The sequence below is a fragment of the Porphyromonas sp. C0041D3 genome (assembly GCF_056590575.1).
Genome location: NZ_JBWPWJ010000002.1, coordinates 51811 through 75093, shown reverse-complemented (window position 1 = coordinate 75093; position 23283 = coordinate 51811). Strand labels below are relative to the sequence as shown.

The 23283-nt window shown below is 53.5% G+C and carries 21 protein-coding genes and 1 tRNA gene; 10 read left to right on the top strand and 12 right to left on the bottom strand.

What is annotated here, in order from left to right:
* Nucleotides 1-2: 2 nt before the first annotated feature.
* Entirely contained in the window at nt 3-515 is a 513-nt protein-coding gene (locus tag AC1EKE_RS01545) for a hypothetical protein (protein ID WP_480307756.1), read from the bottom strand.
* Nucleotides 516-749: 234 nt separating this feature from the next.
* Between AC1EKE_RS01545 and AC1EKE_RS01540 the strand changes: the two genes are divergently transcribed.
* Nucleotides 750-3314 carry an adenosylcobalamin-dependent ribonucleoside-diphosphate reductase gene (locus AC1EKE_RS01540; protein WP_480307754.1) on the top strand — a complete coding sequence of 855 codons (2565 nt, stop codon included), beginning with the start codon at nt 750-752 and terminating at the stop codon, nt 3312-3314.
* Nucleotides 3315-3404: 90 nt separating this feature from the next.
* On the opposite strand, the gene AC1EKE_RS01535 is transcribed toward AC1EKE_RS01540, so the two are convergent.
* A complete protein-coding gene (locus tag AC1EKE_RS01535) occupies nt 3405-4196 on the bottom strand; it encodes a GIN domain-containing protein (protein ID WP_480307753.1) in 792 nt (263 codons plus the stop codon).
* 489 nt (nt 4197-4685) lie between these two features.
* Between AC1EKE_RS01535 and AC1EKE_RS01530 the strand changes: the two genes are divergently transcribed.
* On the top strand, nt 4686-5333 hold the full coding sequence (locus AC1EKE_RS01530) for a SprT-like domain-containing protein (RefSeq protein ID WP_480307751.1): 648 nt from the start codon (nt 4686-4688) through the stop codon (nt 5331-5333).
* A 21-nt stretch (nt 5334-5354) separates the two neighbouring features.
* Here the strand turns inward: AC1EKE_RS01530 and AC1EKE_RS01525 are convergent, their stop codons facing one another.
* From AC1EKE_RS01525 to AC1EKE_RS01515, 3 genes are read right to left on the bottom strand one after another with little or no spacing between them, the layout of a single operon-like run.
* The gene (locus AC1EKE_RS01525; protein ID WP_297126598.1) at nt 5355-6335 is read right to left on the bottom strand and encodes a hypothetical protein; all 981 of its coding nucleotides are present in this window, start codon (nt 6333-6335) and stop codon (nt 5355-5357) included.
* On the bottom strand, nt 6332-7975 hold the full coding sequence (locus AC1EKE_RS01520) for an ABC-F family ATP-binding cassette domain-containing protein (RefSeq protein WP_480307749.1): 1644 nt from the start codon (nt 7973-7975) through the stop codon (nt 6332-6334). The genes AC1EKE_RS01525 and AC1EKE_RS01520 overlap by 4 nt, the downstream gene beginning before the upstream one ends.
* Before the next feature lie 38 nt (nt 7976-8013).
* Nucleotides 8014-9948, bottom strand: coding sequence for an NAD(+) synthase (locus AC1EKE_RS01515; RefSeq protein WP_297126603.1), 1935 nt, complete (start codon nt 9946-9948; stop codon nt 8014-8016).
* Between the two features lie 185 nt (nt 9949-10133).
* Here AC1EKE_RS01515 and AC1EKE_RS01510 point away from each other — a divergent pair.
* Nucleotides 10134-10204: transfer RNA gene (locus AC1EKE_RS01510), tRNA-Cys, on the top strand.
* Nucleotides 10205-10327: 123 nt separating this feature from the next.
* Nucleotides 10328-10840, top strand: a complete 513-nt coding sequence (locus AC1EKE_RS01505) for a hypothetical protein (protein WP_480307747.1) — start codon at nt 10328-10330, stop codon at nt 10838-10840.
* A gap of 76 nt (nt 10841-10916) precedes the next feature.
* On the opposite strand, the gene AC1EKE_RS01500 is transcribed toward AC1EKE_RS01505, so the two are convergent.
* From AC1EKE_RS01500 to bamJ, 3 genes are all read right to left on the bottom strand, one after another.
* A complete protein-coding gene (locus AC1EKE_RS01500) occupies nt 10917-12230 on the bottom strand; it encodes a hypothetical protein (protein WP_296164840.1) in 1314 nt (437 codons plus the stop codon).
* Between the two features lie 179 nt (nt 12231-12409).
* A complete protein-coding gene (locus tag AC1EKE_RS01495) occupies nt 12410-13285 on the bottom strand; it encodes an FKBP-type peptidyl-prolyl cis-trans isomerase (RefSeq protein ID WP_297126609.1) in 876 nt (291 codons plus the stop codon).
* Nucleotides 13286-13349: 64 nt separating this feature from the next.
* Nucleotides 13350-13940, bottom strand: coding sequence for a BamJ family beta-barrel-assembly machinery protein (bamJ, locus tag AC1EKE_RS01490; protein ID WP_480307745.1), 591 nt, complete (start codon nt 13938-13940; stop codon nt 13350-13352).
* A gap of 539 nt (nt 13941-14479) precedes the next feature.
* Here bamJ and metK point away from each other — a divergent pair.
* The 6 genes from metK to gltX all read left to right on the top strand — a co-directional run bounded on the left by metK (nt 14480) and on the right by gltX (nt 20547).
* Complete coding sequence (metK, locus tag AC1EKE_RS01485; RefSeq protein WP_297126612.1) at nt 14480-15778, top strand: methionine adenosyltransferase; 1299 nt, start codon at nt 14480-14482, stop codon at nt 15776-15778.
* Nucleotides 15779-15799: 21 nt separating this feature from the next.
* Complete coding sequence (locus AC1EKE_RS01480) at nt 15800-16528, top strand: tRNA1(Val) (adenine(37)-N6)-methyltransferase (RefSeq protein WP_480307743.1); 729 nt, start codon at nt 15800-15802, stop codon at nt 16526-16528.
* Between the two features lie 65 nt (nt 16529-16593).
* On the top strand, nt 16594-17169 hold the full coding sequence (locus tag AC1EKE_RS01475; protein ID WP_296160452.1) for a phosphoribosyltransferase: 576 nt from the start codon (nt 16594-16596) through the stop codon (nt 17167-17169).
* A 4-nt stretch (nt 17170-17173) separates the two neighbouring features.
* Nucleotides 17174-17749 (top strand): adenylate kinase, encoded by a 576-nt coding sequence (locus AC1EKE_RS01470; RefSeq protein WP_480307742.1) that lies wholly within the window; start codon nt 17174-17176, stop codon nt 17747-17749.
* Between the two features lie 63 nt (nt 17750-17812).
* Nucleotides 17813-18967, top strand: coding sequence for a GTPase ObgE (gene obgE / locus AC1EKE_RS01465; RefSeq protein ID WP_480307740.1), 1155 nt, complete (start codon nt 17813-17815; stop codon nt 18965-18967).
* A gap of 50 nt (nt 18968-19017) precedes the next feature.
* Nucleotides 19018-20547, top strand: coding sequence for a glutamate--tRNA ligase (gene gltX, locus AC1EKE_RS01460; RefSeq protein WP_480307739.1), 1530 nt, complete (start codon nt 19018-19020; stop codon nt 20545-20547).
* A gap of 70 nt (nt 20548-20617) precedes the next feature.
* Here gltX and AC1EKE_RS01455 read toward each other — a convergent pair whose 3' ends face one another.
* The 4 genes from AC1EKE_RS01455 to pyrE all read right to left on the bottom strand — a co-directional run bounded on the left by AC1EKE_RS01455 (nt 20618) and on the right by pyrE (nt 23190).
* Nucleotides 20618-21499: a lysophospholipid acyltransferase family protein gene (locus AC1EKE_RS01455; RefSeq protein WP_480307737.1), complete on the bottom strand. Its 882-nt coding sequence runs from the start codon at nt 21497-21499 to the stop codon at nt 20618-20620.
* An 83-nt stretch (nt 21500-21582) separates the two neighbouring features.
* Entirely contained in the window at nt 21583-22035 is a 453-nt protein-coding gene (locus tag AC1EKE_RS01450; protein ID WP_480307736.1) for a hypothetical protein, read from the bottom strand.
* A 58-nt stretch (nt 22036-22093) separates the two neighbouring features.
* Entirely contained in the window at nt 22094-22525 is a 432-nt protein-coding gene (locus tag AC1EKE_RS01445; RefSeq protein WP_296165340.1) for a hypothetical protein, read from the bottom strand.
* Nucleotides 22526-22548: 23 nt separating this feature from the next.
* The gene (gene pyrE / locus AC1EKE_RS01440) at nt 22549-23190 is read right to left on the bottom strand and encodes an orotate phosphoribosyltransferase (protein ID WP_297126630.1); all 642 of its coding nucleotides are present in this window, start codon (nt 23188-23190) and stop codon (nt 22549-22551) included.
* Nucleotides 23191-23283: the final 93 nt, after the last annotated feature.

The following is a 23283-nucleotide window of genomic DNA, read 5'->3' as shown; positions in this document are numbered from 1 at the left end:
CCTTACTTCTGTCTCTCCTCTCGATACGCTATCTGTAGGAAGAAGTGCAGTGCAGCTGACATCACCGGCATCGGCAGTCCGGTCATCGAAGCCACCGCCACTGTCTCCCGTAGGGCGTCCAGCGAGCCCTTCACTTCCTTTATCACTCCCTCGTCCCTCGGGTCCAGCTCTCCCTGCTCCATAGCAGCGATCAGCTCAGCACACGAGAGCGCCGAGCGGAGCGTCGCATCCCCGCTGCTCCGGAAGGAGTATGGGATGAGATGAAGGTTGTATGGGTCCTGAGACTTGTCTACTAAGCTCCGGAGTCGATCGGACTCCACTGCGACAGAGAGTAACGCTCCGGAAGCTCCCTCAGGAAGCTGCTCCTGAGGACCGGACGTCAACGTTTCGCACTCAGCATCGCTGAGCAGGAGCCGTCTCGATATTAGCCTAGCCTCGCAGTGCAAGGACTCACAGATATACTTCAGAGCAGGAGCAATATCTCTCGACTGCTCTGTGGGATGATTTGGACACATAGGATGATCAGAGCTATTATTACTAGCACAAAGGTACTAAAAACTCCTCCCTCTCGGAACGGATATTTTGAGGAAGCGGGTTATGACACTGAGTGCCACGAAGTGGTAAACTTCTGTAGCGATGTGAAGTAAAAAGTTATCCAAAACTGGAGAGTATAAGTCTTCCATTAGAACAAAAATAGAGTATCTTTGTGAGGAAAAATTTTACTCAACCCTATAAGTCAAGTCTCACTCATGACTCAGAAAACATACTCGTACGACGAGGCGTACGAAGCCACTCTGGAGTACTTTGGAGGAGATCAGCTGGCAGCTAAGGTGTGGACCACGAAGTACGCGCTGAAGGATGCCGACGGCAATCTCTACGAGAAGTCTCCTCTCGACATGCACCACCGGATCGCTCGGGAGATAGCGAGGATCGAAGCACAGTATCCTAATGGACTTACCGAGAGTCAGGTAGTAAATCTGCTGGACCACTTCCAATACTTGGTCCCACAGGGTAGCCCTATGACCGGTATCGGCAACAATCTGCAGATTGCCTCTCTCTCCAATTGCTTTGTGATCGGTCTCGACGGCCCCTCCGATAGCTATGGGGCGATCTTCAAGATTGACGAGGAGCAGGTGCAGCTGATGAAGCGTCGTGGCGGAGTGGGACATGATATGTCCGGCATCCGCCCCAAGGGGTCATTAGTCCGCAACTCGGCCCTCACCTCTACCGGGCTTGTCCCCTTTATGAAGCGCTTCTCCAATTCTACCCGCGAGGTAGCACAGGATGGTCGTCGTGGCGCTCTTATGCTCTCCTGCTCTATCAAGCACCCTGATGTCGCTGACTTCATCGATGCTAAGATGGAGGAGGGAGCCGTGACAGGCGCCAATGTCTCCGTCCGCATCACAGACGACTTTATGGAGGCAGTGCGGGACGACAAGGACTTTACCCTCCGCTTCCCGGTCGACAGCGAGGGAGATCCCAAGTACACCAAGGTTATCAAGGCACGCGAGCTCTGGGGCAGGATCATCCATAATGCATGGAAGAGCGCTGAGCCGGGCGTTCTCTTCTGGGACACTATCCTTAAGGAGTCGATCCCCGACTGCTATGCGGACCTCGGTTTTGAGACCGTCTCTACCAATCCCTGTGGTGAGATCCCGCTCTGCCCTTACGACAGTTGCCGCTTGCTGGCGGTCAATCTCTATGGGTACGTCAAGGATCCATTTACAGACCATGCTTCCTTTGACTTCGACCTCTTCAGAGAGCATATCGGCTACGCTCAGCGACTGATGGACGATATTATTGACCTTGAGAAGGAGAAGATCGATACCATCCTCGCCAAGATCAAGAGTGACCCGGAGAGCGACGAGATCAAGTATGTCGAGCACCACCTCTGGGAGAAAATCCGGGAGAAGACGCTCAAGGGACGCCGTACCGGACTTGGGATCACAGGTGAGGGGGATATGCTGGCAGCTCTTGGTCTCCGCTATGGGACCAAGGAGGCGATCGACTTTGCCGTCAAGGTTCAGCAGACGCTTGCTCTCAGTGCCTATCGTAGCTCCGTCACGATGGCACAGGAGCGCGGAGCCTTCGAGATCTATGACCCCAAACGCGAGGAGGACAATCCCTTTATCCTCCGCATTAAGGAGGCTGACCCCAAGCTCTATGAGGATATGGTCAAGTACGGTCGTCGTAATATTGCCTGCCTGACCATCGCCCCCACAGGATCTACTAGCCTGATGACCCAGACTACATCCGGCATCGAGCCGGTGTTTATGCCGGTCTACAAGCGTCGGCGCAAGGTAAATAGCAATGAGGTAGCGGACAGCACTCATCCCACCTTTACCGACGAGACGGGGGATGTCTTTGAGGAGTTTATCGTCTATCACCCCAAGTTTAGGGATTGGATGAGAGCGAGCGGGATCCCCACTGACAAGGAGTACACGCAGGAGGAGATCGACGCTCTCGTTGAGCGCTCGCCCTACCATAAGGCTACCGCCAACGATGTGGACTGGGTCTCCAAGGTCAAGATGCAGGGTGCTATGCAGAAGTGGGTGGACCACTCCATCAGCGTCACCGTCAATCTCCCCAATGACGTAGACGAAGAGCTCGTCAATACCCTCTACCTCACAGCTTGGGAGGCTGGTTGCAAGGGCTGCACCATCTACCGTGAGGGCTCACGGGACGGTGTGCTCCTCTCCACAAAGAAGAAGGAGGAGAAAAAGGAGCCCGAGCTGCCTACGCTCACATTCACTGCAGATGGCATGGAGCCTCTGAAGCGTCCTGATGAGCTGGAGGCGGACATCATTCGCTTCCAGAATAATAAGGAGCGTTGGATCGCCTTTATCGGTATGCGCGACGGCCGTCCCTACGAGATCTTCACCGGTATTGATGACGAGGACGAGGGACTCTATATCCCCAAGCGTGTCACTCAGGGTAAGATCATCAAGGTCTACGAACCGGATGGATCCAAGCACTACGACTTCGAGTTCTCCAATAAGCGTGGACTGCGCACTACGGTCGCCGGACTGGATGAGAAGTTCAATCCTGAGTTCTGGAACTATGCGAAGTTCATCTCCAGCGTCCTCCGCTATGGTATGCCGATCGACCAAGTAGTCAATCTCGTCCGTGGACTTGACCTCGGAAATGAGAGCATCAACACCTGGAAGAATGGTGTCGAGCGAGCTCTCAGGCGGTACATTACATCCGGGACCGTGGCAGATGGTCAGACCTGTCCCAACTGCGGCTCCCACCAGCTAGTCTACCAGGAGGGGTGCCTTATCTGCAAGGACTGCGGCACCTCAAGGTGCGGCTGACACTAGTTCTGTAATCCGTAAATCCCGAGGGGGTGTCGATCTTAGCTGATCGACACCCCCTCGGGCTATATTATAAGGGATATACGGGAGTCACTTGGGACGTGATACCTTGATCACACCGCCAGAGTCCTTCTCGCTCCTGTACTCTCCTCTGCAGGTGATGCGGATCACCCCGCCGGAATCTGCCTCAAGGGCTGCCCCATCTGCGATAAGATCTTTGCCATCAAAGACCCCCGCAGAGTCACACTCCACATTGGCAAAGCCTGCCCTCCCACGGGCACTTATTCTTGCGCCGGAGTCGACACTGAAGCTTCCTCGCTTTATCTCGCCTCGGATCGCTACTGAGGCACCGGAGTCCGCTGAGGCTGTGAGCCGATCGAAAACTCCCGACACGCTGACCCGACCTCCACTATCAGCCTCTATGTCGATCCTGGGGCAGTCGCCCTCGATACGAATCTCACCTCCCGAGTCGGCAGAGAGCGACAGTGAGCTGAAGCGAAGACCCTTATCATCCATCTTGATGGAGGCACCGGAGTCACACGAGATCTCTCTGATGGCAGAAGGATCCTTGGTCACAATGATGGCGATGCACTTACGCCTTGGCAAGTTACCGAGGAAGTCGCCACTCCTTGACTTGCGCTTCAGCTCCAGTGATCCGCTCCTTGAGTCTTTCTTGCAGATGATCTCGTCGGGCTCATCGCTGTAGATCTCCACCCGCTCATCGTTGCCACGAGCGACCCGGGCGACGATACCATCCTCTATCTCTATCTCAAGGGGTGTAAAGCCTAGCGTCACCGTCTTGTCTGGTGTACCGGCTTGCGTTAGCGGAGCACTGAGCAGCAGGGCGAGTATCGCCACAAGAGGTAAAGTCATCGATTTCATAACAATGTTTGTAAGGGTTATTGAATGGTCAAATATAAGCGAATAAATGGCATACCCAAAAAAGAATCTTAGGGGCTTGAAGAAAGTATTGTATCTTACCTGACTGGATACAGTTCGGTGAATTCTATTACCGCTATTGGTCCGGGGTCACAGGGCAGTCTCTTGTGGGAGAGACTCCGGTCCCGAGGGGATGAAACTCCAGTCCCGCAGGAGGAAACTCCGGCTCCGAGGGGTTGAAACTCCAGGGATGACGCATTTAAGCTGTACAGCCATGCGAAACGCACCTTTTTGAGCGTCTCTCCGTCAGTTACGCTATCTTATCGGGCGAGTCGGACGAGTCGGCCGGAACGGACGAACTGCGGTGCAACTCGGAGGGGTGATTTATTCCCCACTCTTTGCGATGAGTTGAATGACTTATGTAAAAGCTCAAATGCGTCAGCCCTATGTGCAAAGTATGCGAGAGGGGCTTCCTTTGGGTAACTTTGCAGTATGAGACCAACAGCTGACTTTCTGGAGGAAAGATTTGGAGAGTTCAATCAGACCTTCTTCGGGGACGCCCTACCCCCTATTCCCATCCTGCTGAGTGATGTCAAGAGCTACGCAGGAATGTATGTGCATCGTCGGCGTACCTCCGGTGTGACCCGTCAGATCAAGATCAATGTCCGGATGGATCTTCCTTGTGAAGTATATGAGGACACTCTGCTCCACGAGATGATCCACTATGCGATCGACTTCTCAGGCAAGCGTGATGATGCACCTCATGGGACACTCTTTAGGCAGATGATGGAGAGGATCAATAAGGAGGGCGGTCGTCACATAAGTATCTCTCACAGTCTCCCGAGAGGAACGACCGATCACATCGATCGCCGTCCTCACTGGCATGTGGTTGCGGTACTAACTACCACCCAAGGTCCTATGGTCAAGGTGTTGCCCCTGATCGCCCAACGCATATGGCGTTACTACGATGCCGTCATCAAGTCTCCGGAGGTGAGTGAGATCCGTTTCTTTATGACCCGAAACCCCTACTTCAATCGTTACCCGGTCTCAGGGGTCTTCACGGCTCACCTGATAGACAGCGATGAACTGGAGCGGGAGCTCTCAGACGCCACACCCATACCGGATAACCTCCGGAGATAAGCCGAGAGCGACTGTGCCAGATCAGTAACTGGTAAACTTCAGCTCCAGTCCGGTCGTCTCGACGAGACGGAACATGGTGTTCATGATATGGATCGCAGTCCCGGCAGCCCCCTTCATCAGATTGTCCATCGATGAGACAATGAGCAACTTGTCATCCAGCTTGGCGAGGTGGATGAGGGTGTTATTCGTATTCTGCGTGTCTCTCACGTCCGGGTACTCGTCCCTAATGTAGACAAAGGCAGAGGGGTCAAAGAAGTCGGTATACATTTTCTCCGCCTCCTCAGCAGTGAGGGGGGAGTTCATGTATATCGTCGAGTACATCCCTCTATTGAAGCCACCACGCATCGGGATCATACTGATCTCCTTGTGGAATCCCCCCTCTTGTAGGTCAGATAGCGTCCTGTAGATCTCGTCCTGCTGGTGATGAGAGAAAGGAGAGTAGACGTGCATTTGGTCAAAGATTGCCTCGTAGGATAGCCCCTTGTCCTTCTCCGGACGAGCAAACGCCTGAGTCTTACCGGAGACGCAGTGGATATGCAGGTCGCTCTGGAGGAGACCCTCCCGCGCTAGAGGCAGAAGGGGAAGCTCCACGGCCTCGGCAAAGGAGCCGGGGACAGAGACATACTGAGCATCGACGATCTCGTCCTTATAGGCCTCGACTAAGCCGTAGACAAAGGTCTTGTCCGCATCAACGGAGTGGCGGTTCTCATGCCCAAAGTCAATCACGCGTATGCCCTCGGGCATAGGGTGATTCTCCAAGAATGTGCGCGACATCCCGCTCGGCAGACAGATAAAGAGGACATCAAGCCCCTCAAAGTCCGCCTCATCGGTGAAGCGAAGAGTTCGCATACTGTGGAGATCATGATAGAGCTCCGAGACATTCATCCCGCTGCGCCATGGGGAGTAGATCATCCGGAGATCCACATCCGGATGCTTGATCACGAGGCTGTACAGCTCTGCGACGGTATACCCTTCGCTGCCTACTATACCTACATTTATCATGCCTTGCTCTCGTTATAGATTTTTGCCCTCTGCTCTGCCACGACGGGGTCTTGCAGATAGGTATCAAAGTCAGATCGCTTATCGATGATGCCATTGGGGCCAAGCTCAATGACACGATTGGCAACTGTCTGTATAAACTGGTGATCGTGGCTCGCCAAAAGGATATTTCCGGGGAAGTTGATCAGCGTGTTATTAAATGCCTGAATGCTCTCCAGGTCCAGGTGATTGGTGGGAGAGTCGAGGATAAGGACATTGGCATTGGTGAGCATCATCCGTGCGATCATACAACGCATCTTCTCTCCTCCGCTCAGGACCTTCACCTGCTTCTCCAGCTCCTCTCCGCGGAAGAGCATACGACCGAGGTACCCCTTGAGGTAGACCGCATTGGTGTCCGCAGAGAATTGTGCCAGCCAGTCCACAAGGTTCATCGTTGAGTCGAAGAACTTTCCGTTCTCCAGCGGTAGGTAGGCGGATGTGACCGTCTGCCCCCACTCGTAGTGTCCCTCGAGGGGCTCGCGATTTCCATTGATGATCTCGAAGAAAGCGGTCATCGCTCGCGGGTCACGGGAGAGGAAGACGACCTTATCATCCTTCTCAACATTGAAGCTCACCCGGGAGAAGAGCAACTCCTCGCCCGATCCATCGATCGTCGGAGCCTTCACTGCCAGATCCTCTATGGTCAGGATCTTATTCCCCACCTCACGATCAGGAGTAAAGATGATCCCCGGGTAGCGTCTCGTGGAGGGCTTGATCTCCTCGACATTGAGCTTATCGAGCATCTTCTTACGCGAGGTGGTCTGCTTACTCTTGGCCACGTTGGCGGAGAAGCGACGGATGAATTCCTCCAGCTCCTTCTTCTTCTCCTCCATCTTCTTATTTTGCTGCTGGAGCTGCTTCAACGCCAGCTGACTACTCTCATACCAGAAGTCATAGTTACCCGGATAGAGAGTCACCTTGCCGTAGTCAATATCTACGGTGTCGGTGCAGACTGCATTGAGGAAGTGTCGGTCATGGCTGACGATCAGGACGGTATTGTCGACGTCCTGGAGGTAGTCCTCCAGCCATGCCACCGTATCGATATCAAGGTCATTGGTCGGCTCATCGAGGAGCAGGTTGTCCGGCTTGCCGAAGAGGGCGCGAGCAAGTAGCACCCGCACCTTCTGCTTACCATTGAGGTTAGCCATCAGCTCGCCATGGAGCTCCTCCGGGATGCCGAGTCCACTCAGCAACTGAGCCGCATCACTCTCTGCATTCCACCCCTCCATAAGGGCAAACTTCTCCTCCAGCTCTGCCGCACGGATGCCGTCAGCGTCAGAGAAGTCCTCCTTAGCGTAGAGTGCATCCTTCTCCTCCTTCACTGCCCAGAGGGTACTATGTCCCTGCATAACGGTATTGAGCACCGTCTCGTCGTCAAAAGCGAAGTGGTCCTGCGACAGCACGGAGAGTCGCTCACTTGGTCCAAAGGTAATGGTGCCTCTCGTGGGTGATAGCTCTCCGCTGATCATACGGAGCAGGGTAGACTTTCCTGCTCCATTGGCACCGATAACACCATAGCAATTCCCCGGGAGGAATTTCAGATTAACGTCCTTAAATAAGGTCTTCCCTCCAAATTGTATGGCGAGATCGTTGACTTCAATCATTCCTAATCATCCTAATATTAACGTGGGCGACAAAGGTATCAAAATTTGTCTATTTCATTCAGCCACATATCAGCCGAGGCATCGCTCGGCATACGCCAGCAGCCTCTCGAGGAGAGAGAGACCGCACCAACCTTTGGTCCATCGGGGCTACAGTTGCGCTTGAATTGCTGGGAGATGAAGCGCTTCACGAAGATCTTCATCCACTCCTTGAGCTGCTCCTTCGTGTAGTCATCACCAAAGGCATTCTGAGCAAGGTAGAGGATCTTAGCGGGAGAGTAAGCGCTGTAGATCATATGGAAGATAAAGAAGTCGTGCACCTCGTATGGCCCTATCAGATCCTCGGTACGCTGGGTAATCCGCCCCTCCTCCGGGGAGGTAGAGGTAAGCTCTGGGGAGACCGGAGTGGCCACAATATCAAGCAAGACCCTCCTGAGCTCCGGGGACACATCCGGCTGCCCGGCGAGGTGAGTGACTATCATCTGTACGCTGGTCTTGGGGATCGAGGCATTGACGCCATACATACTCATATGGTCGCCATTGTAGGTACACCAGCCAAGAGCCAGCTCAGAGAGATCTCCGGTACCGATGACGATGCCACCCTCCATATTTGCCAAATCCATCAGTATCTGAGTCCGCTCGCGTGCCTGAGCATTCTCGTAGGTAGTGTCCTGTGTCGCTGCATCATGACCGATCAGCCGCAGGTGATCCATAGCTGCTGCGCTGATAGGAATCTCGCGACTATCGATATCCAAAAGCTCCATCAGCTTGTCCGCATTGGACTTCGTGCGGTCGCTCGTTGCCTCAGCAGGCATTGTCACGCCAATGATCTGGCGAGTTGAGAGCCCAAGTACCTTGCAGGCACGACAGCAGACGAGCAGTGCCAGCGTACTATCTAGCCCACCACTCACGCCGATGACCATCTTCGGGTTATTGAGGTGACGAAGGCGCTGCATAAGACCGGTCACTTGGATCTTAAATATCTCATCACTACGCTCCTCAAGGTCCACTGTGCCTGGCATAAAAGGATTGCGCTCCACAGGGCGCGTCATCACATAGTCGTCATCCTGCTCTGAGAGGTCAAAGGGGACGACAATAAGCTTCTCTGTCGCATACTTCGTAGCCGCAGTGCGGAAGGTGCTATTGAGCATCCGCTCAGTTCTGATGCGAGCGATGTCAATGTCACTGACGATCAGCTTCTCGCTTAGGTCAAAGCGCTCCATCTCCTTCAGGATCGTACCATTCTCCGCTATAAATGCCTTACCGGTGTAAACCAGGTCTGTCGAGCTCTCACCATGACCACAACTACTATAGACATATCCATTGATCGCCTGAGAGGAGAGCCCGGAGATCAGCGCACGGAGGTAGGAGTTCTTCCCGGCATTCTCATTACTTGCCGAGAGATTAAAGATGATGTGAGCCCCATGGAGCGAAAGACGGACTCCGGGAGTGATCGGTGCCCACATATCCTCGCAGATCTCCACCCCGATACCGACGTCCTTATGACGGAAGATCAGGTCGTGACCAATGGGCACCTCTTGGTCCCCGATCTCAATAGTCGAGTAGGCGAGCTCATAGGAGCTAGAGAACCAGCGCTTCTCCTGAAACTCCCTATAATTAGGCAGGAAAGTCTTCGGTATGGCACCTAAGATACGCCCTCCTTGTATGCCGACGGCAGCGTTGTAGAGCTTCTCCTCTGCCCTCAGAGGCATACCGACAAAGAAAAGGATGTCTGTGTCGGCGGTGCGATTGGCAAGCTCCAGCACAGCCTCCTCCGCCTGCTCCAGCAGGAAGGGTTGTAGCAGGAGGTCGCCGGCCGTGTAGCCGGTGATCGACAGCTCAGGGAAGCCAAGGACCTCCACCTTCTGACCCACAGCACGTCTGACGAGAGCTTCGATCCGATCAATATTGTAGAAGCAGTCAGCGACACGCACAAAGGGAGCGGCAGCAGCCACCTTGATGTATCCGTATTTCATAAACTTAATATAGGTGAGTTGTGTGTGTGAGACCTATCGGTTAAGCTGAGTGATAGTAGGTCTCTTCCACGTCAAAGTTACCCCTTTACTCTCACTTTCCCAAGCCCTCGAGGAACATTCCATCTGAGCTGATGACTTGCCTATGTCATACTTTTTCGTGACCTTTGCAACACAAAGAACAATAGGGTGCCTTAGCAAAGTGGTTATGCACCGGACTGCAAATCCGTTCACGGCGGTTCGAATCCGCCAGGCACCTCTCTAAGGAAAGGTCTCTAACATAGCGTTAGGGACCTTTCTTTTCATATCCAGACCATCCTGTCAGAATGCACAGTTCCACAAAATAAAGTATATTGTCCCCTCACAAAGAGAAGCAACAGCTATGATAGATAAAGACGACAAATGGGGAGACACTCAGCTGACAGCTAATAATGTGTCGGCAGCACGGTTGCTCAACCGAGCTAACTGGGAAGAGTTCTTTCGGCATAAGGGCTACAGCGAGTCCTTCCCGATGGTGACCTATGCGCACGATGAGGCAGACCGCCTCTACTCCGATCTCATCACAGAAGCAGGGACGGCTCAGGCCCCTGACCGACAGCCAAGACTCAGGATTGGTACCTTTACTCGATTTGCTGACTTAGAGGATGGTACTGTCGAGGGGGCTGCCTGGTTAGTCATGGAGGGACTCGATGGCGTGCTAGAGGAGCTGAGACACGATATGATCACCCTACTCCTCAGCGGAGCAAAGGACTGGCTTCGAGAGAGCTATACAGAGGAGGGGATTGTGCCCCTCATTGACTGGGTCGAGACTCTTCCCGAGGCTCTACAGAGGGTCGACCCTACTTCCCGTCAGCCTGAAGCTGTGATTTATACGGCTATCATCCGTCTTCATTAATTCCGTAGTCAACAAAAAACAATAAGGGCGCAAAAGAGAAGACTCTTTCGCGCCCTTATTAATTAAGATCTATGGGTCAATACATATAGCCGATGGTCAGGAAGACGGTATGAGACTGACCATAAGGAGTCACATTCTTGTAGTTATCCGCCGCCATCTCATCTGCATCCTTGATGGGGAAGCCATACTTGTATCCGGCGCCGAAGAAGAGCATATTCCCATACTTCAGGGGGATGCCAAAGTCGCACCTTACGAGTGGTCCAACACTGATCAGGCTGTAGTCGGAGTGAAGATCACCGGTAACACATCCACTCAGGGAAGGAATGACATAGACAGACTTCAGGTCCAGCGGTACCTGTAGACCCGCAAAAGCATTGAAGCTAAAAAGGGTCACTCGCTTAATGAACTCCTTAGGCACCTCCACTTCCTTGCGATCTTTCATCAAGAAGCTCGGATCCTCCGTTATCAGAGCTGTATCATCCACGAGGCAGGGCTGATTGAACCCTACAGACCCGCCATAGGTGAAGTACGTCCCGAGTGATGAGCGGAGCCCGAGGTAAGAGGCCATCCCAAAGTGGGGCGTTAGGTTTTTAGCCAAATCCGCAGTATAGATAAGCTCGCCCGACAGCGCATCAGTGACCATCTTATGTGGTGGCAGAGCGAGGACTTGACCCCGGTCATCCTTGATGACCAGGTCACCCTTGCGATGAGGATCGTAGTACTTCACCACCTTGTCTATGTCCTCAAACTCCCACTTCAGTCCCCTCACATAGCTACAGAGCTCCGGATCATCAGCGAGGAATCTGACCACCCCGCCTCTAAACTGAGATCCCTCATAGTTGACTCCGTGTACCAGAGCGACCTTTTTCAAGGTGCCTCCACGCTTCTCTAAGAATAGCGGGAAGCTGGGCTTTACCACAGACATACTTCCTCCACTACGTATGGTCCTCTGCTCGTAACCGATGAAGAAGATGTCCCCATTCTCGTCGATCTTGTACGAAGAGGCAAGGAGGTAGGCCGTAAGCTCAGGTCCCCTATCTACGAGAGCCATCCATGCGGTATTGCTTCGCAGGAAGGCGGAGAACTTCTTGTACTCAAAGCGATAGCTCGAGTCCGATTTCTTGGGGTTGCATAGCTCGATGCCTTTCAGATCCTCTGACTTGAAGGTGCCGGCTGACTGGGTGAGGGCAAGGTCATCGAAGAGATTGAGCTCCTTGTCCCCCGACATTGGCATCCTGAGATACCCGGTATAGGTGGCTCCTTCCTTGGTCTCCAGTTGCGCCTTGTAGACATCCCTGGGCTCCGATGTGAAGAGCTTCATCAAGCCACAGCCTGAGAGAAGCATCATAAGCCCGATCATCAGGATCGATAAATTACATGCTTGTTTCATAATACTTACGAAACGAATAGGATAGATAATCGGCTATCTATGCAACCTGTATTGCAACTCAATAACCACGTCACAAATGTAAAAAAAACCAACAAGACAAAAAGGAGTGTGCCGAAACGAATCGACACACCCCTTATATCAAAGACACAATGCCATATCAGTAAGGCAAAATGCCCGGCTTATTTCTTAGCAGCGGGACGTACCTCCTGAAGCTCCATCTCGAATGTAAGCATCTCAAACGGACCAATCTTGTCTCCCGAACCACGCTGACCATAGGCAAGATCACCGGGGATCCAGAGGGTCACCTTGGATCCGGCAGGCACCTGCTGGAGTCCCTCGCTGAAGCCTTGGATGACTCCCGTAAGGGGGAAGGTCGCAGGCTCACCACGATCGTAGGAGGAGTCGAAAACAGTACCATCGAGCTTGGTCCCCTTGTAGTGAACGACTACAGTATCCTCAGCAGCGGGCTTGATGCCGTCTCCGAGCTTGTCGATACGATACTGCAGACCGCTGGGCAGCTCCACGACACCCTCCTTAGACTTATTAGCAGCGAGGAAGTCGGCACCGGCCTTCTTATTCTGATCCTCGACGACCTTCTGCGCCTTGGCAAAGTACTCCTGCATATAGTTATTGATGGCATCCATCGTCAGGGTAGTATCTACCTTGCCGGAGAGACCTGCGATGAGACCATCGATAAACTTCTGCTTATCGAGAGAGTCACCGGGGATACGGGCATTGAAGCCCTCCCAGGAGTCGATGAGCTGGAAGCCCATAAGGTAGCCATTGGAGTAGGCTGCCTTGGCACTGCCTGAGGTGAGTGCATCACGGAAGCCCTTGATGAACTGGTCCTTCTTGGACGCAGAGTCACCCGGCACCTGATACTGATACTGATCCCACTGCTCGTGCAGGGGCATGGTCTGCGAGAGACCTAAGAAGTATGCAGCAGAGTCCTGAGGAGTCACCAGCTTAGCGGTCCCCTGACCATTGCCACATCCCGTCATCACTCCCATAGCGGCAATCGTGCCGACGAGAAGCGTTACTACGGTCTTTTTCATGTTGATTGTGTGTATAAATAAGTGTAGTTGAATTATTTCTCAATAAAAGAGCTCCATTAAGGACTTACTTCCCCCCTATGCCGAGTAGCTCAATCTCAAAGATAAGCGCCATATACGGCTCAATGAGCTGACCAGCACCGTGGCTCCCGTAGGCATGCTCCTCAGGGATCACGACTCTCCACTTAGAGCCTACAGGCATCATCGGCAGGACCTCCTGCCAGCCCTTGATCACGCCATTGACCGGAAAGGTCGCAGGCTCGCCTCGGCGAATAGAGCTATCGAAGATCTGGCCATCAGTGCGAGATCCCTCGTAGTGGCACCGAACGGTATCCGTGGGTGATGGCTTAGGACCATTGCCCTCCACAAGCACCTCGTACTGGACACCTGAGGGGAGAGTTACCACGCCCTCGCGTGCTCCATTCTCAGCCAGATAGGTCTGACCGGCAGCCTTATTGTTATGGAACTGCTCCTCCTGCTGACGGGTGAAGTAGTTCTTCAGCTCCTCCTCAGCCTCCTCATAGGTGATCTCCGGCTCAGCGCTCTCAAGGACGCAAGTGAGACCGCGCACAAAGTCCTCGACACTGAGGTCCTTGATGCCGCTACTGACGAGATTATTGCCGAGACTCAGTCCGAGCGAGTAACTTACTTTATCCATTGGTAGAGTTATAATTATTAATTGGCATAGTCAAAATCGCCACAAAGATAACAAAAAAGGTAACACCCTACTCTCACACCGTCCCCAACTCATCAGGAAGTTGCTCGAGGATCATAGCAAAAGTATCCTAATGAAGAGTTTTATCTAATACCGATATTAGTCGTCTCTATTACCGGTAATAGATTTCTCTAATACCGATATTAGTTTGAGCTTGTCTTCTGCCCCGAAATGATGGCTTAAAACGGTGATCATAACGCATATCTCTCTCGGATCCCGGACACCGATGAGTCGAGTAGCCCATTGTGCCAAGAATATATCGTACCTTTGCACCGACATTAGATCACGTGGAGAGATTTGTGTCTGCTTGCAACCACGCTAAAACAATGCTAAAAGGCACTCTTGAGTCAATGAACCGGTCGGAGCTCTCGCTCCCGAGCCGTGGCACCTGACCGGGAGAGGCTTCGAGCATTGGGTGCTGACAGAGTGAGGTCTCTTCTCGGATTACAGACACTATACAATTCTATTTGGTTCATTGATATATGAAAACATCCGATACCTATCTCTTCAGCTCCGAGTCAGTGAGCGACGGACACCCCGATAAGGTGGCCGACCAGATCTCCGACGCCCTCCTCGACAACTTCCTTGCCCAGGACCCCAAGAGTAAGGTCGCTTGCGAGACACTGGTGACTGCAGGTCAGGTACTCATAGCAGGCGAGATCACCTCTGACGCATACGTAGACCTACAGTCTGTCGTGAGAGGAGTGATCGCTGATATCGGCTACACAAAGGGAGAGTATGGCTTTGATGCCCAGTCGGTCGGCATCCTCAGCGCCATACACGAGCAGAGCCCGGACATCCATATGGGGGTTGTGCGCGAGGCAGACGAGGATCAGGGCGCCGGTGATCAGGGGATTATGTTTGGCTACGCCTCCTGCGAGAGTGACAACTATATGCCTCTACCGATTGAGTTGGCTCACTCGATGCTGCAGATCCTCTCGCAGATCCGGAAGGAGGAGCCGGAGCTGATGCCCTACCTCCGTCCGGACGCCAAGGGACAGGTGACTCTGGAGTACAATATCGATCGCACACCGAGGAGAGTCAATACTATTGTCCTCAGCACACAGCACGATGACTTCGTGAAGCCACACGATGGGATGAGCCAGGCGGAGGCTGATCGACTGATGCAGGAGAAGATCTCGGAGGATGTCCAGCGTATTGTGATCCCGAGGCTGATCGAGAAGTACAGCTCTAAGGTCCAGAACCTCCTCGACGATCAGGTAAAGTACCTGATCAATCCTACCGGACGCTTCGTCCTCGGGGGACCTGCCGGAGATACCGGTCTGACAGGGCGTAAGATCATCGTAGATACCTATGGTGGTCGTGCTGCCCATGGTGGCGGAGCTTTCAGCGGCAAGGACCCAAGCAAGGTGGATCGGTCAGCTACCTATGCAGCTCGGTACCTCGCCAAGAATTTGGTAGCCGCCGGCGTGAGCGATGAGATTAAGATCCAGGTCGCCTATGCCATCGGTCAGGCTGATCCGGTGAGCATCTATGTAGATACCTACGGCAGGAGCAGGGTACGCGAGACGGATGGCGAGATCGCCTCGATGCTGTCCTCTCTCTTTGACCTCAGGCCCTACCACATCATCAAGTCACTTCACTTGGAGGCACCGATCTATCGGGAGAGCTCTGCCTATGGGCATATCGGCCGCACACCACGAGTAGCCACGAAGTCCTTCACGGACGGAAATGGCCGGACGCTTACTAAGGAGGTGGAGCTCTTTGCTTGGGAGAAAACGGATCTCGTAGATAAGGTCCGAGGCGCATTCCACTTCTGATTTTCTATCTGAAGGAGGCTTATGTCCGTCTTCCGCATGAAGGGCTTTGACCTCGAGCAGGGCAAAGCAGCCATGAAAGTGGGTACCGATGGCACCTTACTGGGTGCATACACCATCGAGTGGCTGAGGAAGAGTCTTATCCAGCCTCAGCAGATCCTTGATGTGGGGACCGGGACGGGAGTCATCGCACTTATGATGGCTCAGATGTTTTCCTCCGCAGAGGTTACTGCCATCGAGATTGACCACGGGGCTGCAGAGACTGCGAGACGCAATTTCGCTCGTTCGCCATTCTCATCCCGACTCAGCCTCACGGAGGGGGACTACGGCTCAGTAAGCTCTGGTACCTTGCCTCGTGGGTACGACCTGATCGTTAGCAACCCGCCCTACCACAATGGGAGCTATCTCCCCGGGGATGAGCGGCGACAGATCGCCCGACATAGCGGGACGTTGCCCCCGGAGGTGTTCTTCGGGACCTCCACAGAGCTGCTATCGCCGAGTGGGTACATCGCGGTGGTCCTCCCGACAAGCGCACTACCCCTCTACGATCGTGCAGCATTATCCTGCGGGCTGGAGATGGTTCACCGCTGTCTCATACAGACCATAGCAGGAAAGGCTTGCAAGCGAGTCATCGGACTGTGGACCGGTGGAGGACAGAGCGACTGCACGGAGGAGCTACTAACCATCTCCACAGGGGATGGGTATAGCGACCGCTATGCAGGCTTGATGCGAGACTTTCTGACGATCTTTTGATCAAAGAGGTGGCATAAGCACATACTTTATGGTAAATTTGTTTTTTAATCTCAGGAACGTAAATCATGAAGTCAATAGAGGTGGGTGGGCTGACATTTAAGCCCTATCTGTCACAGGAGGAGCTGCACCCTCAGATAGCGAGAGTTGCTAAGGAGATCATCGCTGATGTAGGAGACAGAGATCCGCTCTTTGTCTGTATCCTCAATGGGGCATTTATGTTTGGCTCTGACATTGCTCATCTGCTGGACAAGCCTTATGAGATGACCTTTGCGAAGTACAGCTCATACTCGGGTATGCACTCCACGGGCCGGCTCACGGAGGTGATGGCTCCACAGATCGATGTCAAGGGACGCATAGTGGTGGTGCTAGAGGATCTCGTGGACACCGGGTTTACCCTGACACAGATTAAGAAACTCTATCTCTCCCGAGGCGCTGAGGAGGTGCGCATCGCTGTCATGCTGGATAAGCCCAATGCACACAAGGATGCATCACTCGTGCTGGACTATGTGGGGAAGGAAATCCCGGATGACTTTATCGTGGGTCACGGACTGGACTACAATGGCTTCGGTCGGATGCTCAATGACATCTTCGTGGTCGATGAGGAGTCTCTCCGGAAGAAGAATCAATCACTCAATATATAATATCATGCTAAATATCATCATATTCGGGGCTCCCGGCTCCGGCAAAGGTACTCAGAGTGCACACATCAAGGAGCACTACAATCTCAACCACATCTCCACGGGGGATCTCCTGCGTGCAGAGATCAAGAAGGGTACTCCCCTGGGGAAGAAGGTGGAGGGGCTCATCAGTGAGGGACACCTCGTACCCGATGAGACCATCGTGAGTATCATGGAGGGGCATATCAAGGATCCCGGTGAGTATGCAGGGATCATCTTCGATGGTTTCCCCCGCACTGTAGCTCAGGCTGAGGCGCTGGACACGATGCTGAGGACTCATTGCGAGAGCGTCACTCTCCTACTGGAGCTACAGGTCAGCGAAGAGGAGCTGATCAGCCGTATCCTGGAGCGAGGGAAGGTATCCGGCCGTGCTGATGACAATGAAGAGTCGGCACGTGAGCGACTCAAGGTCTACCACAGTGAGACGGAGCCGGTCCGCAACTTCTACTCCAAGCAAGGCAAGTACGTTGCCGTAGAGGGCGAGGGTAGCATCGATGAGATCACAGAGCGGATCATCAAGGCGATCGATAGCTACGTTGCCTAATCCGAGAGATCAGCAGATCGCTCTCTCGTAATGAGAAGAAACACCCTCTAAAGAATAAGTGCTATGGCTGAGTCAGGATTTGTCGATTACGTAAAGATCTATTGCCGGAGCGGCAAGGGAGGTCAGGGATGTGTCCACTTCTACAGATCCAAGCGGAGTCCTAAGGGAGGACCTGACGGAGGGGATGGTGGACGTGGAGGGGATGTCTATCTCAGGGGTGACCGAAACTACTGGACGCTACTTCACCTTCGCTTCAATCGTCATATCTTTGCAGAGAATGGTAAGAGCGGTGGCGAGAACAATCGCACCGGTGCCGATGGAGAGGATATCTACATCGACGTCCCACTCGGGACCGCATGCTACGATGCTGACACTGGAGACTACATCACCGAGGTGCGAGAGCATGGAGAGGAGATCCGCATACTCAAGGGAGGTCGTGGGGGACAGGGGAACACCCGCTTTGCCACCTCGACCAATCAGGCACCCCGCTTTGCTCAGCCCGGTGAGGCGCGCGAGGAGCGGGAGGTGATACTCCAGCTGAAGTTACTGGCCGATGTAGGACTGGTAGGCTTCCCCAACGCAGGGAAGTCGACCCTCCTATCTGCCATCACTACCTCCAAGCCCAAGGTGGCCAACTACCCATTCACTACACTGGTACCCAACCTCGGCATCGTGAAGTACCGCGATGGTCGCTCCTTTGTCATGGCAGACATCCCCGGGATCATCGAGGGTGCTGCTGAGGGTAAGGGGCTGGGGCTCCGCTTCCTCCGCCATATCGAGCGCAATGCCGCCCTACTCTTCCTCATCCCCTCCAATGCTGACAACATCGCAGAGGAGTATGAGATACTGCTGGGAGAGCTGGAGAAGTACAACCCCTCGCTGCTGGATAAGAATAGGGTCTTGGGTATCTCAAAGTCTGACCTCATCGATGAGGATCTCAAGGAAATGATCAGAGCTACCCTTCCCGAGGGAGTGCCGGTCTGCTTCTTCTCCTCCGTCACCGGGGAGGGAGTGGCAGAGCTCAAGGACTTGATCTGGAAGAGCATTACGATCAATAACTTTGAGGCAGTCTCTCCCCTCGTGGAGCAGAATCTCAATCGCACCCTACAGGGGGTAGAGCTCGATGAGAGCGAAGATGATGCCGAGGAGTCCTTCGACACTGATGAGGATCCGGAGAGTGATGCCGGAGGGAGAATGCACGACGAGGATCCCTACTGATCACACCCCATGCGACGCTGAGCGAACGAACGAAAGATAAGAATACAGATATGACTGATACTACTCCATCACAGGTAAGAGTACGATTTGCGCCCAGCCCTACCGGACCACTCCATATCGGAGGGGTCCGAACGGCTCTATACAATTACCTCTTTGCCAAAAATCAAGGGGGAAAAATGCTCCTGCGAATCGAGGATACCGACTCTCGTCGGTTTGTCCCCGGAGCAGAGGACTACATCATCGAGTCCCTTAATTGGCTTGGCATCCATATCGACGAGGGTGTAGGTGTGGGAGGTGAGTATGGACCCTACCGCCAGAGTGAGCGCAGGGACATCTACCGCAAGTATGTCCGTGAGCTACTGGAGAGCGGTCAGGCCTACAAGGCGTACGACACCCCTGAGGAGCTGGAGAAGGCTCGGGAGAGTACCAAGAACTTTCAGTACGATGCATCCACCCGTATGGGTATGCGCAACTCCCTCGCACTGACGGAGAGCGAGTGCGAGGAACTGGAGCAAGCGGGTGTGCCATACGTTGTGCGACTTCGGATAGAGCCGGGAGAGGCGATCAGCTTCACCGATATGGTACGCGGGGAGGTGACCATCAATTCCTCGGAGCTTGACGACAAGGTACTCTACAAGCAGAGCGATGATCTCCCCACCTACCACTTGGCCAACGTAGTGGATGACCACCTGATGAAGATCTCACACGTCATTCGCGGAGAGGAGTGGGTCACATCCACACCCCTTCATGTCTTGCTGTATCGTGCCTTTGGCTGGGAGTCGGAGATGCCTCACTTTGCGCACCTGCCTCTCTTACTTAAGCCGGAGGGCAGTGGAAAGCTCAGTAAGAGAGATGGGGACAAGTTTGGCTTCCCGGTCTTCCCCCTTCGCTGGGAGTCGCCGGAGGACGGAGCTGTGAGCCCAGGTTATCGCGAGAGTGGCTACCTACCTGAGGCGGTGGTTAATTTTCTTGCTCTCCTGGGGTGGAATCCCGGAGATGACATAGAGCTTATGCCGATGAATGTCCTCATCCGTCGATTTGACCTCTGCAGTGTCAATAAGAGCGGTGCCCGCTTCGACTACGAGAAGGGAAAGTGGTTCAATCAGCAGTACATCCGGATCTGCGACCTCGACCGCTTAGCCGACCTCTGTATGCCGTATCTTGAGCAGGCCGGCATCACCTGTGACCACCATAGGCTGGTCTGTGCCCTTGATCTGACACGAGAGCGACTGACGCTCCTCCCAGATGTCGTCGAACAGACAGGCTACCTCCTCCAAGCTCCGACCGACTTCGATGAGAAATCAGTCAAAAAGCGGTGGAAGGAAGATAGTGCCAAGCAACTCACAGAGTACATGGAGTATATCGACACCTTCCCTAGACCTCTCGATATAAAGCTACTCGATGAGAAGACTCACGACTGGCTGGAGGAGAAAGGCTATAAGATAGGAGTGGTGATGAATGCTCTCAGAGTGGCACTCGTGGGTGAGGCGATAGGGCTCTACATCTACGACATCATCGACTTCATCGGTATCAAGGAGACCAAGCAAAGGGTCCAGTACGCTATTGAGCGACTGGGCTGATACCTATATCAACCAACAGCAGGACGCAAAACCTTAGTACTTTGCGTCCTGCTTTTTTCCTTTCGTCACTTCAGCGTTTCTCGTACTTAAAGCGCTTATGACTCCATAGATAATAGGCCGGCTCTCTCCTGATCATCTCCTCTAAGAGGGTGTAAAACTGCTGTGTAAGGGAGAAGTCCCCCTGATCATCCTCCTTGTCATAGGGCATCGGGACTACTCTCACACTCCAGTAGCCTCTTCGTATGCGATGCATATCAAGGAAGTAAGCACTCAGCCCCAGCCTCCTTGTGATCTTCTCAGCCCCGACGTGCGTAGGCACCTGCCGACCAAAGAAGTCGATGTAGTGATGAAGCTTGTCTGATGAGGGGGACTGGTCAGCCACATACCCCACCCCGAAGGGCTTTCCTAACTGCCTTGCAGAGAGAATATACCGGAGCGTATCCCTCATCTCGATCGACTTACTGCCATGAGCTTGCCGATTGGCGAGGATGATCTGATCAGAGACCGGGTCGTGCAGCTGAGAGTAGATCTGAGCACAAGTGACCCCAGGGAGCCAGAGAGCGATGGACGGGATCCACTCCCACTGACCATAGTGACCGATGTACAGGGTGAAATTGCGTCCACCAGCTGTATCCTCCAAGATCTGCTCTATACCCTCAAAGGTGATGTGTTCCTTCATCTCCTCCTCAGACCAAGTCATCATCCTCGGAGCCTCCAGTATCAGGTCACAGAAGTAGCTGTAGAAGTCCTTAGCAATCTTTTTCCTCTCCTCCTGAGTAAGCTTCGGGAAGGCGATCTCAAGATTATGATCCACTACCTCCCTACGATACCGGACCACATCTCTGACCACCCAAGCCAAGAAATCAGACAGATGGTAGAGCCCCCTAAGAGGGATCCTCCCCAGTCCGCGCCAAAGCCTGAGCGCCCACTTGGTCTTCTGTTTCTCTGTCATAGCCTACCTCAGTTTATCTTCAGCAATTGCCTTTTTCACCCGCTTCACCAGCATTAGACCTTTCATCTTGTCTCTTCTTCGTCTTAGTTGCCGATCACCAAGTCTCTCCCCCGCAGTATAGTCGGATAGTGCTTTAGCACAGCAGGGGGTAGATCCCTGCGGGTCTGCTGTCCCACACCGAGTGAGAGATCGTACACGGCTAAGCAGTGGCTACAGGTAGCAGACATCAGCGTCTCCTCAGCCGGAGTGTGATCCGGCATGACTATCCCTCGGGTGGGATAGCATAGGGGGCACTGGGCATCGTAGGCCGCATAGCCTCCGCCCTCGACCTCACCCGGAAGTCCATAGCAGACTATCAGCCCTCCCACACCGAGCAGATCACTCTGCTGTCGAGGAGTGAGGATAAGGATGGCAGTCTGGGGGGAAGCAATGGACCTCCCCTCAGCGGACATAAGATCAATGGTGTACGCTACCGGAAGGTTCGGCAGCGTATCTGGTATCGAGGTATCTAAGCTGATATGCCCGCAAGAAAGCATAGTCACAGCCAGTGTCAGGGCTGTGGCTATAGGGAAAAGTCTGTAGGGTACTTCTGACTTACTTTTTCCCAAGGAAGCGATCCACGTCCAAGTGTTCGAGACTATCGGCCATCTTATCCAGCAGGGGTTGGATCTTAGTCTTCACCATACCGGCAACGAAGGACGGGGCCTCCACCTCGACAGAGACCTGGGCCTGGGTATTGTCGCCCTCGGGCTGGAAGTTGAGCACCAACTCCACCGGCACCGGTGCGCCCTCAGCCTTGTAGCTGACGAGAGAGGGCTTCTCCATACGATTACGACGAAGGGTAATGTCACCTACGAGAGGAAGCTTGGCACTGATGGCATCATCTGTCACTGAGACGTCCTTAAACATCGGCTTGTCCCCCACTTTGCTCAGGAAGTGACGAGCTGACTCAGGCTCTCCCGCCAGATCAAAGACGGTATCTATATCCTTCTTTATGGTAAATGGTCTACTATTGATTACCTGCATATCTAACTACTATTCTAAGTCTATCACTTACCCCAATTAGCCGGATCCTTTCGCCACTCCTTGAGGGTCTCTACTTGATCGCTGTGGATAAATCCTCTCCTCTCTGCCTCAGCGACCACATGATCGTAGTCACTGAGAGTGAACATCGGGATAGAAGCCTCAGCAAAGGCATCCTCTGCGACGGCAAAGCCATGAGAGTAGGTAGCGACCAGTCCGAGTACCTCATATCCGGCTGCCTGTAGCGCCCTCGCTGCTGCAAGACTGCTTCCGCCTGTAGAGATAAGATCCTCGATGACCACCACCTTGGCATCCTTATCTATAGCCCCCTCTATCTGATTTTGCATACCGTGATCCTTAGCCTTTGCGCGGATATAGGAGAGCGGTAACCGCATGCGATCAGCAACGAGAGCCGCCTGTGGAATGCCACCCGTGGCGACACCTGAGACTGCTGTGACCTGAGGGAATTTCTCCTTGATCAGATCCACCAGTGCATCAGCAATCTGTGTCCGGATCTCCGTTGAGGAGAGCGTCACTCTATTATCACAATAGATGGGACTATGCCAGCCCGAGGCCCAGGTGTAGGGGTGTTCAGGATTAAGCGACACTGCATGAGCATCCAGTAGGAGCTTAGCAATCTTCTCAGCTACGGTTATTGAGGTAAACATAGGGTGTTATTTCGTGAGTTATATTACCAGCACCCAAAGGTAACTCATTTTTCTCTACCTCTAACCAGATACTCACCCCTCAAAGGAGCTGCA

Excerpts from the sequence above, each read along its gene's own strand:
- metK (WP_297126612.1), top strand. The coding sequence starts at position 14,480 with ATGAAAACATCCGATACCTATCTCTTCAGCTCCGAGTCAGTGAGCGAC.
- AC1EKE_RS01535 (WP_480307753.1), bottom strand. The coding sequence starts at position 4,196 with ATGAAATCGATGACTTTACCTCTTGTGGCGATACTCGCCCTGCTGCTC.
- AC1EKE_RS01515 (WP_297126603.1), bottom strand. The coding sequence starts at position 9,948 with ATGAAATACGGATACATCAAGGTGGCTGCTGCCGCTCCCTTTGTGCGT.
- gltX (WP_480307739.1), top strand. The coding sequence starts at position 19,018 with ATGACTGATACTACTCCATCACAGGTAAGAGTACGATTTGCGCCCAGC.
- AC1EKE_RS01475 (WP_296160452.1), top strand. The coding sequence starts at position 16,594 with ATGAAGTCAATAGAGGTGGGTGGGCTGACATTTAAGCCCTATCTGTCA.
- AC1EKE_RS01540 (WP_480307754.1), top strand. The coding sequence starts at position 750 with ATGACTCAGAAAACATACTCGTACGACGAGGCGTACGAAGCCACTCTG.
- bamJ (WP_480307745.1), bottom strand. The coding sequence starts at position 13,940 with ATGGATAAAGTAAGTTACTCGCTCGGACTGAGTCTCGGCAATAATCTC.
- AC1EKE_RS01545 (WP_480307756.1), bottom strand. The coding sequence starts at position 515 with ATGTGTCCAAATCATCCCACAGAGCAGTCGAGAGATATTGCTCCTGCT.
- AC1EKE_RS01500 (WP_296164840.1), bottom strand. The coding sequence starts at position 12,230 with ATGAAACAAGCATGTAATTTATCGATCCTGATGATCGGGCTTATGATG.
- AC1EKE_RS01455 (WP_480307737.1), bottom strand. The coding sequence starts at position 21,499 with ATGACAGAGAAACAGAAGACCAAGTGGGCGCTCAGGCTTTGGCGCGGA.
- AC1EKE_RS01525 (WP_297126598.1), bottom strand. The coding sequence starts at position 6,335 with ATGATAAATGTAGGTATAGTAGGCAGCGAAGGGTATACCGTCGCAGAG.
- obgE (WP_480307740.1), top strand. The coding sequence starts at position 17,813 with ATGGCTGAGTCAGGATTTGTCGATTACGTAAAGATCTATTGCCGGAGC.
- AC1EKE_RS01495 (WP_297126609.1), bottom strand. The coding sequence starts at position 13,285 with ATGAAAAAGACCGTAGTAACGCTTCTCGTCGGCACGATTGCCGCTATG.
- AC1EKE_RS01470 (WP_480307742.1), top strand. The coding sequence starts at position 17,174 with ATGCTAAATATCATCATATTCGGGGCTCCCGGCTCCGGCAAAGGTACT.
- AC1EKE_RS01520 (WP_480307749.1), bottom strand. The coding sequence starts at position 7,975 with ATGATTGAAGTCAACGATCTCGCCATACAATTTGGAGGGAAGACCTTA.
- AC1EKE_RS01480 (WP_480307743.1), top strand. The coding sequence starts at position 15,800 with ATGTCCGTCTTCCGCATGAAGGGCTTTGACCTCGAGCAGGGCAAAGCA.
- AC1EKE_RS01530 (WP_480307751.1), top strand. The coding sequence starts at position 4,686 with ATGAGACCAACAGCTGACTTTCTGGAGGAAAGATTTGGAGAGTTCAAT.
- pyrE (WP_297126630.1), bottom strand. The coding sequence starts at position 23,190 with ATGTTTACCTCAATAACCGTAGCTGAGAAGATTGCTAAGCTCCTACTG.
- AC1EKE_RS01505 (WP_480307747.1), top strand. The coding sequence starts at position 10,328 with ATGATAGATAAAGACGACAAATGGGGAGACACTCAGCTGACAGCTAAT.
- AC1EKE_RS01450 (WP_480307736.1), bottom strand. The coding sequence starts at position 22,035 with ATGCTTTCTTGCGGGCATATCAGCTTAGATACCTCGATACCAGATACG.
- AC1EKE_RS01445 (WP_296165340.1), bottom strand. The coding sequence starts at position 22,525 with ATGCAGGTAATCAATAGTAGACCATTTACCATAAAGAAGGATATAGAT.